At 60.6% G+C, this 14,137-nt stretch carries 13 protein-coding genes and 1 tRNA gene; 6 read left to right on the top strand and 8 right to left on the bottom strand.

All coding sequences use genetic code 11. From position 1 onward, the window contains the following. From PYR64_RS07320 to PYR64_RS07295, 6 genes are all read right to left on the bottom strand, one after another. Nucleotides 1-1,140, bottom strand: coding sequence for an MFS transporter (locus tag PYR64_RS07320; protein ID WP_275779134.1), 1,140 nt, complete (start codon nucleotides 1,138-1,140; stop codon nucleotides 1-3). A 172-nt stretch (nucleotides 1,141-1,312) separates the two neighbouring features. Beyond that, nucleotides 1,313-2,305, bottom strand: coding sequence for a Gfo/Idh/MocA family oxidoreductase (locus PYR64_RS07315; protein WP_275779131.1), 993 nt, complete (start codon nucleotides 2,303-2,305; stop codon nucleotides 1,313-1,315). Next, a complete protein-coding gene (locus PYR64_RS07310) occupies nucleotides 2,305-3,204 on the bottom strand; it encodes a sugar phosphate isomerase/epimerase family protein (protein WP_275779130.1) in 900 nt (299 codons plus the stop codon). The genes PYR64_RS07315 and PYR64_RS07310 overlap by 1 nt, the downstream gene beginning before the upstream one ends. A 4-nt stretch (nucleotides 3,205-3,208) precedes the next feature. Beyond that, a complete protein-coding gene (locus tag PYR64_RS07305) occupies nucleotides 3,209-3,775 on the bottom strand; it encodes a VOC family protein (protein WP_275779128.1) in 567 nt (188 codons plus the stop codon). Then, a complete protein-coding gene (locus PYR64_RS07300; protein ID WP_018778617.1) occupies nucleotides 3,772-4,767 on the bottom strand; it encodes a LacI family DNA-binding transcriptional regulator in 996 nt (331 codons plus the stop codon). Before PYR64_RS07300 ends, PYR64_RS07305 begins: the two co-directional genes overlap by 4 nt. Continuing rightward, nucleotides 4,760-5,680, bottom strand: coding sequence for a Gfo/Idh/MocA family oxidoreductase (locus PYR64_RS07295; RefSeq protein WP_275779126.1), 921 nt, complete (start codon nucleotides 5,678-5,680; stop codon nucleotides 4,760-4,762). The genes PYR64_RS07300 and PYR64_RS07295 overlap by 8 nt, the downstream gene beginning before the upstream one ends. 206 nt (nucleotides 5,681-5,886) lie before the next feature. Here PYR64_RS07295 and eda point away from each other — a divergent pair, with 206 nt between their 5' ends. The 5 genes from eda to PYR64_RS07270 all read left to right on the top strand — a co-directional run bounded on the left by eda (nucleotide 5,887) and on the right by PYR64_RS07270 (nucleotide 10,649). Then, the gene (gene eda / locus PYR64_RS07290) at nucleotides 5,887-6,534 is read left to right on the top strand and encodes a bifunctional 4-hydroxy-2-oxoglutarate aldolase/2-dehydro-3-deoxy-phosphogluconate aldolase (protein ID WP_018778619.1); all 648 of its coding nucleotides are present in this window, start codon (nucleotides 5,887-5,889) and stop codon (nucleotides 6,532-6,534) included. Next, nucleotides 6,534-7,076: an ATP-binding protein gene (locus tag PYR64_RS07285; protein WP_275779123.1), complete on the top strand. Its 543-nt coding sequence runs from the start codon at nucleotides 6,534-6,536 to the stop codon at nucleotides 7,074-7,076. The genes eda and PYR64_RS07285 overlap by 1 nt, the downstream gene beginning before the upstream one ends. 312 nt (nucleotides 7,077-7,388) lie before the next feature. Then, complete coding sequence (locus tag PYR64_RS07280; protein WP_275779121.1) at nucleotides 7,389-8,807, top strand: MFS transporter; 1,419 nt, start codon at nucleotides 7,389-7,391, stop codon at nucleotides 8,805-8,807. A gap of 127 nt (nucleotides 8,808-8,934) precedes the next feature. After that, nucleotides 8,935-9,747 (top strand): sugar phosphate isomerase/epimerase family protein, encoded by an 813-nt coding sequence (locus tag PYR64_RS07275; RefSeq protein ID WP_275779913.1) that lies wholly within the window; start codon nucleotides 8,935-8,937, stop codon nucleotides 9,745-9,747. Between the two features lie 113 nt (nucleotides 9,748-9,860). Further along, entirely contained in the window at nucleotides 9,861-10,649 is a 789-nt protein-coding gene (locus PYR64_RS07270; protein WP_018778623.1) for an SDR family oxidoreductase, read from the top strand. 938 nt (nucleotides 10,650-11,587) lie between these two features. On the opposite strand, the gene PYR64_RS07265 is transcribed toward PYR64_RS07270, so the two are convergent. Further along, nucleotides 11,588-11,669: transfer RNA gene (locus tag PYR64_RS07265), tRNA-Leu, on the bottom strand. Nucleotides 11,670-11,856: 187 nt separating this feature from the next. Here PYR64_RS07265 and PYR64_RS07260 point away from each other — a divergent pair. Next, nucleotides 11,857-12,462 (top strand): response regulator, encoded by a 606-nt coding sequence (locus tag PYR64_RS07260; protein WP_011774540.1) that lies wholly within the window; start codon nucleotides 11,857-11,859, stop codon nucleotides 12,460-12,462. 135 nt (nucleotides 12,463-12,597) lie between these two features. On the opposite strand, the gene pyk is transcribed toward PYR64_RS07260, so the two are convergent. Further along, nucleotides 12,598-14,091, bottom strand: a complete 1,494-nt coding sequence (pyk, locus tag PYR64_RS07255; protein WP_035733916.1) for a pyruvate kinase — start codon at nucleotides 14,089-14,091, stop codon at nucleotides 12,598-12,600. Between the last annotated feature and the right edge of the window lie 46 nt (nucleotides 14,092-14,137).

Raw genomic sequence — 14,137 nt, 5'->3', positions numbered from 1 at the left:
TTAGTGAATCGGTTGCTTGGAACGGCGGCACCAGACTGTGGTGTCTTCAAGCATGCGTGGTTTGTTGACCATGATGGCCCCTGCCACAAGCACCAGGAGCCACACACCGAGCATGCCGAACGAGGGCAGCCAACCATCCCCGGGAGTGTGCAGGAGCGCGAAAAGGAACGGGCCGACGCTTGCGAGGGCATAGCCGGTTCCTTGGGAAAACGCAGACATACTTCCTGAACCGGACTGCGTTCGTGTTCGCTTATTGATCAAGATGAATGCAAAGGAATAGGCGCCCTGGCCCAGCCCGGCAATGACGACCCACAAGGCTGCCGAAGCTGGCGGCGCCATCATGATTCCGCCGTAGCCTAAGGCGAAAGCTACGACAAAGAGGACGGCAACAGGTAGTGGCCGGGACATCCTCACAACAACCATGGGCACAATCAAAGCGACCGGCAGAGCAAGAATTGAATAGAGCGCCAGCATGGATCCGGCAGTTTCCTGGCTCAGTCCTCTGTCAACGAGGACAGCCGGGAGCCAAGTGAGCGCCGCAAAAGTATTGCTGGAACAACCAGCAAAAACCAATGCTGTGCCCCAGCCGATAGCTGATCGCCACGGTCTGACTCCATTCGCAGAAGGCAACTGCCTGCCCTCCGCTGCATGGTCCCCCGAGCGGGCAACGGTCCTTCTGGCCACAAGAAGAATCAGCCACGGGACCGCAGCCAACGCGCTGAGGGCAGCCCAAATACCGATGGAGAAGCGCCAGCCATAAAGAGCATCCAAAGGAATGGCGAATTGGGCGGCCACTGCCGTGCTGACACCCAGGAGTGTGACGTGGATCGCTGCGAGAAGCCCGATTCTGTCTGGGAAGTACTTCGCCAGGAGAGGTGGAGCCACGACATTGACCAGACCAATCCCGAGCATGGCGACACAGGTGAACACCAGGAATGCCAGGACATTCCATCCCACTGCGCGGCCTAGCTGACCCAATGTTGTTAGCAGGATCGCAATCACCAGGAGGTGCTCCAGCTGGAGGCGCCGCAGGAGCGGAAGGGCAGCGAAGCCCACCACTGCGAAGCTGGCGGTCGGCAGCATTCCGAGAATTCCTGTGGTCAGGGCGTCAAAGGGATGGTCCGTGCCAATTCGGCCCAAGAGCGGAGACGCCGCCGAAACCGCTTCGCGAGCGCTAAAGGCAACCAGCAGGATGCCGGCAAGGGCGGTGAAACGCCCACGAAATGACCGCTTCCCCGCTCCGAAGACTTCCGATGCAGCCCTACGAGCACGAAGGAGAGCGATGGTGACACCTCCTTACGTGAGTAAAGATTCAGCTTGCGTTGACTGCGTGGCTCGCCCATTCGCGCCCCGTTTGCTCCTCTGTGGGCAGGCCGGCCGCGGCGAGGATCTGGTCCAGCAGGCTCTGGGTGCGTACTGCTTCGCGGCCTGAAGTCAGCGGCTGGGCCCTGTCGGCCACCCGGTCAAGGAAATGGTGAACGGCGGCTGAGAATCCGAGGGTGTCTGTCGCAGTAGCCCAGCCGTACGCTTCGGCGCTGAGTTCCCGCGAGGTAGTGACGCCGTTGATGGTGGTGGAAACGGTCTCGGGCGCCCTGACTTCGACGGTCTTCCCGTCACCGTAGGCGTCCAGTTTCTCGTTCCATGCTCCCGCTGTTCGGGCTGCCATCAGGACGCCGGTGTTACCGGTGCTGAAGCGGATGGTCGCTGCGATTCCGTCTTCTTCCCAAGGATCTTCACCAGCAGCGTGGGCAGCCACGTGCTCAGGTTCGCCCCCGCAGTACCAGCGCAGGAGATCGACCATGTGGATGGCGTTCTCGAACGTTGCACGGTATTCGGATCCAGGGCGGTTCTTTTGGGCCACGCAGAAGGTGGCGCCTTTGTCGCCAAAAGCCTCCCGGCCGGCCGTGTAGACGGGTGCATAGCGCCGGTTGAAGTCAACCATGAGTATCCGTCCCCGCTCGTCGGCGAGGTCTGCCAAATGTTCTGCCTCAGCTGTCGCCGGGGCAAGCGGTTTCTCGCAGAACACGTCCACGTCGCGGTTGAGGCAAAGCTCGACGGCGTGGGCGTGCTCGGAGCGCGGGGTCAGCACGAACACTGCATCCAGTTCCTGCGCGGCCAGCATCTCCTCCACTGTCTTGTAGGCGGCGTTGAAGCCCCAGCGCCGGACCAGGCTGCTGGGATCTTCGCGCCGGGAAACCAAGGCGGCCAGCTCGACATCGTCCCGTTGGACGAGGGTGGGCAGTTGCGCGATGGTGGCGATGTTGCCGGCGCCGATAACTCCGACACGGAGGCGATTGGTGTTCATCAGGCGTTCCTTACTTCGGCCAAATCAGTGAGCATTGAGCGCAGGACTGTGGCGGATTCCCGGAATCCATCCTCGGGGGTGGGGAGATCTTGCGGGTGCCAGCGGTATTCGAGTTCGATGCTGAGTACATCGTCGTAGCCGTGCTTCAGCAGTGCGGCGAGAACCGGGGACCACGGCACAACGCCGCTTCCGACCACACGTGACCGGACTGCACGCTCTGAGGCGTTGACCCTGGCCGTCTCCGAGGCTCGGAAGGTCGCCGTCGGGTCTGTGAAGACAAGGTCTTTGACGTGGACGTGGCCGATCAGGTCACCTTGGACGGCGAAGGCTTCTTCGTAGCTTTCGTCGTGCGTGAAGGTCAGGTTGGCCTGGTCGTAGAGCACGCGGACGGAGGGCTGGGCAATTTCCCGGACGAGTGCCGCGGTGTCCGCTGCGGTCTGGGTCATCGTGCCGAAGTGGTTCTCTACGCAAAGGCGGACGCCGGCTTGATGGGCTTCGGGCGCGAGGGTCTCCAAGGCTTTGCGCAACTGCCCCCACCGCGCAGCGTGGTCGGTGTCTCCGGGATGCCAGGAGCCGGCGTAGACGCGGACCCTGTCAGCCCCGAGCAGTTGTGCGGTATCTATGGCTCCACGAAATTCGTCGACGGCTTTGCGCCATTCGGCATCGTCCAGTGAGTTGATGGCGGTGGTGTACGGCGTTAGTCCCACGATGGGGATGCCTTCGCCTTCGGACGCTTTGAGTGCCTCCGCCGCGGAGTGCCGGTCCCCTAGGGGCAAGCCGGACTTGTAGTCGTCCTGGTAGATGACTTCTGCCGCATCGAGCCCTGCGGCCCGGAAGAGACTAAGTGCTTGGGGAACCGTGTGGTTCGGGGTGCCTAGTGTGTGACCCGCTAGCCGCATTGTTCTATGTCCTTTCTGAAGTGTGTGGAGCTGCTGCCCAGTCCGTGGGACCGACCAGTCGGGGAGGGGCCGGGACGCGGGATCGATCCACGATTTCCATCAGCAGGCCCCAGGGGGTTACGAAATAGGTCCAACGGTTGCCGGCTACGCGCGGGCTATCGCCGGCAACTTCCTTGCGCTCACCGAGCACACGTACTCCAGGCGTTTCCTGCAGCACGGCAATGGCTTCATCGACGTCATCCACAACGAAGCACAGGTGGTGCCCTCCGGCGTCGCAATGCCTCGGTGGCGTCTCCCGCCGCTCGGCACTGCTCCACTCGAAAAGCTCGATATTGAGATTCGGTGGCAGCCGCAACATGGCGAGCGTGAGCTTGGCATCTGCCGGGACTTCAAAGTTCGTGGGCATGAACTCTTCGTCCGGCCCGCGTTCGGAGCGGTATAGCTCTTCAGCTCCAAGAACGTCGACGAAGAAACGAATGCCTTCTTCAAGGTTGGGAACCGTCAAACCGACGTGGTCCGTGTGCTGGAGCCCCGGCAGAGGCCGAAGCTTCTGCTCCTGCACCCCGCTCATTTGCGGAGCTCCGAGGTGGAGCCGCGGACCAGAAGTTCGGGTTCGAGGACGATATGGTCCACGGAGCCGTCAACATTTTGCTTTTCAGCCAATTCGATGGCGATGTGTCCCATGTCAGCGATCGGCTGCCGCACGGTTGTCAGTGGTGGGTTGAAGCGGGCACCTAGAGCGAGCCCATCAAACCCGATGACCGACACGTCTTCCGGTACCCGAAGGCCACTTCGGCCGAGCGCCGAAATCACCGCGAAAGCCACCATGTCGTTGGCTGCAATGATCGCTGTGGGTGGATTGTCCATAGCCAGGAAATGCTCCGCACCGCGCGTGCCCGCATCGAGGTCTGACCCGCTGTCGAGCACGACAGGTGTGCTGCCGCTTTGGGCGGTGAGCTCCAGATAGGCGTCCATCCGGTCCTGGGCCGTGTGTGTCCCGGCGATACCGGATACGTATCCGATCGAGGTATGCCCCAGGGAATGCAGGTGATCCAACGCCAGCATGATTCCTTTGCGGCTGTCAACGGTAACCGTTGGAACGGAGTCGTCGCCTTCCACGCGGTCAATCACCACAACCTTGTGGCCGAAGGCGAAACGCTTCAGCGCCTCGGTGTCCACCTTTGTGGAGGGTGCCACAATCCCGAACGGGGCATACATCGCCTGCATGGCCGTGAAGTATCCATCAGATTTGGCAGGGTCGCCGTTGGTGACGCAGAGCATGAGCTGGTAGCCGCGCTCGTCAGCTGCTTGTGTCATCGTTTTGGCAAGTTCCGCGAAGAACGGGTTCGTAATGTCAGGGACGATCAGAGGAATGATGTTGCTGGTCTTGCGACGAAGCGCCTGTGCCAGCGGACTCATGGTGTAGCCAAGTCCCTCGGCAACCCGAAGGATATGCTCGCGCGTTTCACTCTTCACAGCCTCAGGGCGTGAGAACGCCCGGGAGACGGTTGACCGGTGAACCCCGGCGGCTTTAGCGACGACGTCGATACTCAAGTCAGGCATGTTCTCTTCCTCCGTGCTGATCGTCATAGGCCCGCCAAATGGGGCGCATGACATCTTCGAGCTGGGCCAGCGTTGTCAGGCCCTGGAATCCATCTTCCAGCGTCCGGGCGACACTTCGGACAAACGGATCGTAGAGTGGGTCGCTGTCGACATTAATCTTGTCCACTTCCGTGGTGCCGTCCGTCGACGTGAAAGTAGCTGTGCCGTCGGAATCAACGGCGGCAAATCCCGCTTCGCCGACCGATGTGAAGCTGCAGTAACGCTTCAGCGGCGAGCCCGGGAATGCGTAGCCGACTTCCACGATGGTTTCGCGGCCCTCGGGCGTAGTGAGGATAAGGCTCGCGTGATCCTCAATATCTTGGCCGTGAAGAACCGATGAGAGCCGGGATTGCACCTGCAGCTCTGATTCGCCGGTGCCCCGTAGAAACAGGTCAACAAAATGAGGGGCCAGGTTGGCCAGGCAGCCTCCCCCAGCCTTGGAAGGATCGAGCATCCAGGGATTGGCATTGTGGAGGTACCGGGATGGCGGACCAGCAATGAACGAGGACCGTTGATAACTTGGCCGGCCTGCCTTGGCGAGCCATTGGTCCGTCGGGCCGCCACGCTGCACCAAGGGCACCGTGGCCGGTACGCCAGCTGCTTCGGCGGCCTGACGCACGGTGGACAGCTCGCCAAGGGAGGTGCCCAATGGCTTTTCCACGACGAACGGAATATTCCGCTCGATCAGGGCCATGCACTTTTCTGCCATACCCTCGTGGGGACCAAACACATAGGCGAGTCCGACGTCGGGCAAATCCACCAGTTTCTGCCAGTCAGCTTCAACCGGCGCTCCCCAGCCGTCTGCCAGTTTCTGCACCTGCAAACGGGAGACATCATCGTCGCCTACTGCGATCATGTCGTGTTCTTCGGCCATGGCCTGTGCGCAGAGTGGAACATGCCAATGGGATGCACCAAGAATAATTGTTCGTACTTTAGTCAACCGCAATACCCCCTTGTATGAGATCGGTTGCTGAGATCGGTTGCAATAACACTATGGATGGTGGGAGAGTTTGTCAACGAAACATCAATAGAGCCGGGTTTGGCTGGAGCAAAGAGCCACCCGGCCGGAGAGAGGGCATCATGAATAAGAAACTTCGTACCCTGCAGACCATCGACGAGTCCGGGGCCGTCCTTATTGTGCGACTTGAGAGCGCCGAGGTTGCCGAGAAGGTCGCGGAGGCTGCCATCGAGGGTGGCTTCCGGGCATTGGAGATCACCCTGTCGATTCCCGGGGCCGTCGAGGTGATCCGGCGCCTGGCCGCAAAGCATGGACCAAGCGGAGTGGCGGTTGGTGCGGGAACGGTTCTTGACGAGCACTCCGCGTACGAATGCATCCGGGCTGGCGCCGAGTTCCTCGTCAGCCCCCAGTTGAACCCTGCGATGATCCGGACCGCGAACCGCTATCAGGTGCCAACCATCAGCGGAGCCTTCACACCCACGGAATTCGTTGAGTCCGCCGAGGCAGGAGCTGACATCCTCAAGCTCTTCCCCACCGAGGCCGGCGGGGTGGCCTACGCAAAGGCAGTGCTCGCACCTCTGGCGCACCTGCCGATCATGCCTGCAGGTGGCGTCACACTGGAAAATGTTGGCGAGTGGTTCGCCGCAGGCGTGGCGGGCGTCGGCGTGGGCAGTTACGTTACCAAGGCATGGCAGCCTGACGGGGACTTCACCCGCGTCACCGAAGCAGCCCGGGCCTTCCTCGCAGCAGTAGCAGAGGCACGCGGATAATGTCTCCCCAGGTCTTCATCGTCATTGGACCAGCCGGCTCAGGGAAAACAACCATCGCGCAACAAACGGCTGAGAAGCATCAAGCGGCTTACCTGGACAAGGACCGGGTGAGCGGCCGCTTCGTCGAATTCGCACTGACCGCCACGGGGCATGACCCGACCGACCGCGAGTCAAACGACTACTATCGCGCCAATCTGCTGCCCCTTGAGTACGAGACCCTCATGGATGTGGCAGGAGTAAACCTGCGCCTCGGCCGCTCCGTAGTCCTCGACGCCCCCTTCGGGGCCTATTTTGACGATCCGGGCTACCTGACCCGTGCGGCAAATGACTTCCACTGGCCCTCTCCCGAGATCACCGTGATACGAGTCCGGGTGCCCCAAGACGTCCTGCGTTCGCGACTCATCAAGCGTGCTTTGGAGCGCGATAACTGGAAGCTCGCACACTGGGATGACTACTGGGCCACTTACGGCCGCCTCGAATGCACCTGGTCAGGTGTGCAGTTTCAGGACTTCGACAACGAGGCACCACTTTCCCTCGATTGATGCAGCCTAGCGACGGGCCGTGAGTGGCGTTGGCATGGGACGAAACGTCGCTATTGTGCATTGACAAAGATCACATTCCATCCGTATTGTTGAATGCAACCGATCTCAGCAACCGATCTCATTCGGAGCCTGGAGGTTTGTGAAAGCTTTCTTCGCTTATTGGCAAGCAGCGCCGCCCGCCCCGCACCGGCCGCCTCCCCTGGCATTTCGTCAACCGGTCGGACGCACTAACAGGCGGCCCGGCCCCGCACACCAGGTGCCCAGATCCAGCACTATAACCAAAGCGCTAAACGTGAAAACATGGAGAGTTCAATGAAGACCTCAAAAGAAGCAGTCGGCAGTCCCGACACTTCGGGGCGTCCCGAAACGTCTAAACATCCGCGCCGCACCCTGAACCTGATTGCAGGCACGATCGGCCACTTCGTTGAGTGGTACGACTGGTACATCTATGGGCTGCTCGCAGCGGTATTCTCGTCGCAGATATTCCCCAGCGACTCCCCGTTCGCCTCCCTGATCGCCGCACTCCTGACGTACGCCGTCGGGTTTGTTGTACGGCCTCTTAGCGGCATCATCATCTCGCCACTGGCTGATCGTTTTGGACGGCGGCTCATCCTGACTCTATCCGTCTCCGGGATGGCGCTCGGCTCACTCATCATTGGCCTCACACCGTCATTTGCGAGCATCGGCTATGCGGCACCCGTCCTCTTCCTGGTTGCCCGCGTCATCCAGGGCATTTCGGCCGGCAGCGAAGGCCAAAGTGCCATCGCGTTCATGGTCGAACACGCTCCAGCGAACAGGCGAGGCTTGTTCGGTTCCTTCACCAATATGGCAAGTGGCCTTGCAACCCTGGCAGCTACGGGCGCCGCGGCGATGGTAACGTCATCGTTCTCCACCGCCGATCTCGCCGCATGGGGATGGCGCATCCCCTTCGTTGTGGGCGGCTTCCTCGGCATCGTCGGCCTGATCCTGAGGGCCCGGGCTGAAGAGACCCCCGAATTCGAAGCAGAAGCCCTTGTCGACCAGAAGTCCGCTGCGGCGCGCCTGATGGATCTGCTTCGCGAGCACCCGAAGGCCCTGCTTCAGGCAGCTGCACTCTCCGCACCAGCCGTGGCCTACTACACCTGGGCCACCTTCCTTCCCACGTACGCCAAACTCACCAGCGGCCGGGACCTCTCCTCCACACTCGCCGGAAGTGTTATCGGGCTGGCCCTGCTGGTGGTTATCGTGCCGACTTGCGGCGCACTCTCTGATCGACTCGGCCGGCGCAAAATCTTCCCAATCATCGGCGCCATCGGCATGATTGTTCTCTTCTACCCCTTGCTCCTGCTCCTCAACCAGCCGGGCTTCTGGGTATACGTCCTGGTATCGGCCTCCGGGTGGGTAGTTCTCGGCATCTGGCAGTCGGTCTATCCGACCATCCAGGCCGAATTGTTCCCGGCCTCCGTCCGGGTATCAGGCATCGGTTTCGCGCATCAGATCGTGATTGCCGTCTTTGGTGGAACCGCACCTCTGATCGCTGCCGCATTTGTCGGAGCCGGGCAGCCGATGCTCGTCGCTGTCTACATGATCGTCGTCGTCGCATTGTGCCTCGTCGTCTACTTCACGCTGCCGGAGACCGGCAACCGCGGTGACCGTTCCACTGTGGCACTGGCAGACCCTGAGGTACTCGAAGGCGAAAATTTGGTTTCGGGCACCACCTCGATGGTCGACGTCTCCCGGCACTCCAAATAGACGGTCGGTTCGGAGCTGCGGCAGTTCGGCCGCAGCTCCGCGGCAGCTCAGAATTTATAGTGCGTTATGAAGGGAAGCTTCTTTCTCCATGGCGCGGAACTGAGAGGACTTCTCCTACGTGAACAACATGATTATCAATACGTTTTCATATCTTTGGTCAGCGACGGCGATCGATGCGATAGCCGAGCTTGTCGACAACGGCTACAAAACGTTCGAGGTTCCAGTCAGTTCTCCGCACTGCTGGCCGGATGAGTTAGCAACCCCCGAACGCACGGCCATCCAAGACAGGCTCAGCCGGTACGGTGCGGAAATACGGTCCTTGAACGCTGGCGGATATGACATCAACCTGGCCAGCCCCGGGGCCAGCATGCGCCGCAAAAGTATTGATCACATCAAGTCGGTAATTGACTTGGCGGCCGCTTGGGACGTCGCTGAGGTCGTGATCTCCCCCGGCACCCGCCGTCCTATGATCTCGCCCTCGCTCGAAAGCGTCCACGGATGGATGTATGAAAGCCTGGAAAGTCTCATCCCGGTGGCCAAGCAGGCTGGCACACGATTGCTCTTCGAAAACACCCCCTACTGCTTCACTCCCACAATCCAGGACTTGGCAGGTGTCGTCAGCACGATCAACGACGATTCTGTCAAGATCGTCTACGACGTCGCCAACGCCGCCTTCATCGGAGAAGATCCCGTCGCCAGTCTGCGGGAGCATCACCAGGCCATCGGACTGGTGCACATTTCCGACACCGGCGTGGACACTTGGGGTCACGACCCCATCGGCACGGGAGTCATTGACTGGGCTGGGCTGGGCGACGCCGTCAAGGACACATGCGGCGTCGGGAATGTCGTTCTGGAGATCATCCGTGAGGATAATCCAGTCCACGAATTTGCGAAAGCGATGCAGGACCTCAAGAATCACGGATGGGAACTGGAGAGTTAACTCCTTCCGCCGGAAACCGGGCTCCACCAAGAATTTATTCGAGCACGGAAGAAACCAGCATTATTGAGGTCTAATTTATCAATGCGAAAAAACCTGAAAGAGGAGTTTGTGTAATGAGGGCTTTGGTCAGTGGCGGAAGCAGCGGAATCGGCGCTGCAGCATCCCTGAGACTCGCGGAGGCAGCCCTTGCGCGCGGTGAGCAGCCAATGATTGCAGTCTGCGGACACGAATCAAACAGCAGCCAAGAGCAGGTTGTTCGTTCAATCCAGGCTGTGGGAGGCACCGCCATCGCACTGGCAGGTGATCTCGGCGACCCCAACGTGCCGAGCCAGCTGGTCAAGGCTGCCGTTGCAGAATTCGGTGGCCTGGACGCGTTGGTAGCCAATGCCGGAATCGCCAACCCCGGACCCATATGCGACGTCTCCCTTGAAGACTGGGACGCAATGTTCTCCGTCAACCTGCGCGGCCCATGGCTTCTCGCCAAAGCAAGCTACCAGCACTTGAAGGACAGCCACGGCGCCGCCTGCTTCACCTCATCCATGTCCGGTCAACAACCACACGCCGGATCCGGCGCCTACAGCCCAAGCAAGGCCGCGCTGACAATGTTGGCCCAGACACTGGCATTGGAATGGGCACCCGACGGCATCCGCGTCAACGTAGTCTCCCCCGGCATGACCCATACCCGGATGACCGAAAAAATGTATGAGGATCCCAAAATCAAGAAGGCACGGGAGGAAATTATCCCGCTCGCAAGAATAGGAGATCCGATGGACATCGCCAACGTGATCGAATTTCTCGTAAGCCCACTATCCGGCTACGTCACCGGTCAGGATATTTGCGTCGATGGCGGCTTCTCCAAGTCCATTCTTAGCCATATCCCCGGACGACCCAGCTCGAAATAGCAGGCCAGAAGGCGGTCATGGGCCCGCAGTGGCTACCTGCGGCCCATGACCTTCAGACGACCGAATCGTCTCCAGAACAAACACGGCAGGCAATGAGGTGCCGAAACTTATCCCGCCCCGGCTGGTGACTGACAGGGGCTCGCGGGATACCGGCGTTCGCGAGGTGGCCGGCGGCGGAGCTTATTGATGGCCGTTCGAACTTCAGTTAGCAGTACACGAGGAGGCACCTTGTATATGGCAAAAAGCATATTGGACGGCACGGAATGGACCGCAACGGAATTTGCCGGGCTTCTTCCGGAAGAGCAGAATGCCACCCGTCAGGAATTGGCATGCCTTTCTTGTGACGGACGAGCCGTGTTCCGAGCGGGACAGCAGCGTCAGCCGTCGTTCGCAGCCCGGCACCGGCAGGACTGCCGATTGGTTTCCAGGCCTTGGAGCGCCTTTAGATTCCTTGCAGAAGCAGGACGAGGTACCTAGCGTGCCGAACGCGTGGTTCCACAGATTGATCACCACACTTCGCCGGCTGTTTCGAGCACTGATGGCGTGTGACGGACACCATGACGAGTTTGAGCCTGGGCTCGAGCAAACCCTATTCGCCTAGATCAATTCAGCTTCGTTGATTTGTGGCGCCAACAGCTTGGGGGCTGCCAAGCGGGTTGTCCCGGCCTTCGGTCCCTACCGTCAGCGCGTTCGCCTTTCACAGGGCTTGCACTCGCAGTTTTTCACTGTCCATGCAGCTAGCCGCTGACCTTGCATAGGCGCTCAACACATTTGTGCACATCGCAAACAAACGAAAACAGCTTGAATACAGCCGACAGCCGCAGTCGGTACACCGCCATGACCTTGAACAAAGCGCTGCGGCCAGCGTCAGAGGGACCTGACCACCCAGAATGTACACCCGTAGAAGCAAAAACCCCCTCAGACGAGGGGGTATGCCGTGCCCGAGGTGGGACTCGAACCCACACACCTTTCGATACCGCATTTTGAGTGCGGCGCGTCTGCCAATTCCGCCACTCGGGCCCGGAATACTGGGAGTTCAGCTGCTCTCATTCCTGTGAGCAACGCGATCCTTTCCCAGCACGCGAAACTACTCTACATGCAGATAGGCTGATTCAAAGAACCGGACGCGCTGATGCAACAAAACCTGCCATCAAAGAGTCCACACTAAGATGGACATGAACCCGCCGAACCTTTTCAAGGAGATCCCGTGACCGAACAGACGGAGTCCACGTCTACAGCCCAGCCGGCCCGACGCGTTGTCGTAGCCGAGGATGAAACCCTCATCCGCTTGGACATTATCGAGATCCTGAAGGGCGAAGGGTATGACGTCGTAGGCGAGGCGGACAACGGCGAGAAGGCCGTGCAGCTGGCTGAGGAACTCAAGCCCGACCTTGTCCTCATGGATGTGAAGATGCCCGTCATGGATGGCATCTCGGCAGCCGAGAAGATCGTCAAGGCCCGCATTGCTCCCGTCGTCCTGCTGACCGCGTTCAGCCAGAAGGAATTGGTGGAGCGCGCCCGCGACGCCGGCGCAATGGCTTACGTCGTCAAGCCGTTCTCCCCCGCGGACCTGATTCCGGCCATTGAGATCGCCCTCTCGCGCCACGAGGAAATCAAGGCCCTGGAAAACGAGGTGTCCGACCTCCAGGAGCAGTTCGCCACGCGCAAGCTTGTAGAGCGCGCCAAGAGCCTCCTGACCACCAAGATGGGCCTGACGGAACCGGAAGCTTTCCGCTGGATCCAGAAGACCTCCATGGACCGCCGCCTCAGCATGCGTGAGGTTGCCGAGACCATCATCAACCAGGTCAACTAACTAAACGCAACGCACGGCCGCGTACCTCGCATGAGGTGCGCGGCCGCCGTCGTACTCACCACGGATTAAAGAAACCCAAGACAAAACACAGCCGGCCCCGCCAAATGGCGGGGCCGGCTGTGTCAAAGCTGAGGCTTAGTTCTTGGCCTTGGATTTCTTTTCGGGCCAAGGACCAACAGGTTCCTTACGCGAACCGTCGTCGGTCTTGGAGGTGTCGGCGAGGTCGCCTACCTTGTGGACCTTCAGCGAGTTCGTGGAACCGGCCTGTCCTGGAGGGGAACCGGCTGCGATGACAACCAGGTCGCCTTCGTCCACGAGATCCATTTCCAACAGGCTCTTGTCCACCTGTGCGGTCATCTCGTCGGTGTGGCCCACGGAGGGAACCAGTACCGGCTGGATGCCCCAGGTGAGGGCCAGCTGGTTCCAGACGTGCTCCACCGGCGTGAACGCGAAGACCGGCTTGACCGGGCGGAGGCGCGAAAGGCGGCGTGCCGAGTCACCGGACTGGGTGAAAGTACAGATGTACTTTGCATCCAGCTGGTCGGCAATTTCGACGGCGGCACGGGTGATGGCGCCACCGCGGGTCTTGGGCTTGGTACCCAGCGGGGGTACGCGCTCAAGGCCGTGGACTTCGGTGGACTCGATGATCCGTGCCATGACCTTGACGGTCTCGATGGGGTACTGGCCCACGGAGGTTTCGCCGGAGAGCATGACCGCGTCGGCGCCGTCGAGAACTGCGTTGGCGCAGTCGGAAGCCTCGGCGCGGGTCGGACGCGGGTTGTCGATCATGGATTCGAGGACCTGGGTGGCCACGATGACCGGCTTGGCCCAGCGGCGTGCCAGTTCGATGGCACGCTTCTGGACGATCGGCACCTCTTCGAGCGGCAGTTCGACGCCGAGGTCGCCACGGGCAACCATGATGGCGTCGAACGCGTCGATGATTTCGTGGAGCTGCTCCACGGCCTGCGGCTTTTCGATCTTGGCGATTACCGGTACGCGGCGGCCTTCTTCGTCCATGATCTCGTGGACGCGCTTGATGTCGGAGGCATCACGCACGAACGAGAGGGCGATCAGGTCAGCACCGCGCTTGAGGGCCCAGCGGAGGTCGTCCTCGTCCTTTTCGCTCAACGCGGGAACGTTGACGGCAACACCGGGAAGGTTGATGCCCTTGTTGTTGGACACCTTGCCGCCGACGGTGACCGTGGCGACAACCTTGACGTCGTCAACTTCGATGGCGCGCAGCGCCACCTTGCCGTCGTCGATCAACAGTGCGTCGCCGACGTTGACGTCCTCGGTGAGGCTCTTGAGCGTGGTGGAGCAGATGTCCTTGGTGCCGGGAACGTCTTCAGTGGTGATGGTGAAGGTGTCGCCGACAGCCAGCTCGTGCGGGCCGTCAACAAAACGTCCAAGGCGGATCTTGGGTCCCTGGAGGTCGGCCATGATGGCCACGGGCTTGCCCAACTGGGCCGCAGCCTTGCGGACGTTCTCGTAGGTGTTGTCGTGCACGGAGTAGTCGCCGTGGCTCATGTTCATGCGAGCAACGTCGACGCCGGCCTCCAGCACCGCGAGGGTGTTGTCGAAGCTGGAGATAGCCGGGCCGAAAGTTGCCACAATTTTCGCGCGTCTCATATACCTACCCTAAGTAGTTCATGCTGATTGAGTAAAAGATCAGTTC

The sequence above is a fragment of the Paenarthrobacter sp. Y-19 genome (genome assembly GCF_029223985.1).
Lineage (GTDB): Bacteria > Actinomycetota > Actinomycetes > Actinomycetales > Micrococcaceae > Arthrobacter > Arthrobacter nicotinovorans.
This window is presented reverse-complemented; position numbering and strand designations above follow the sequence as displayed.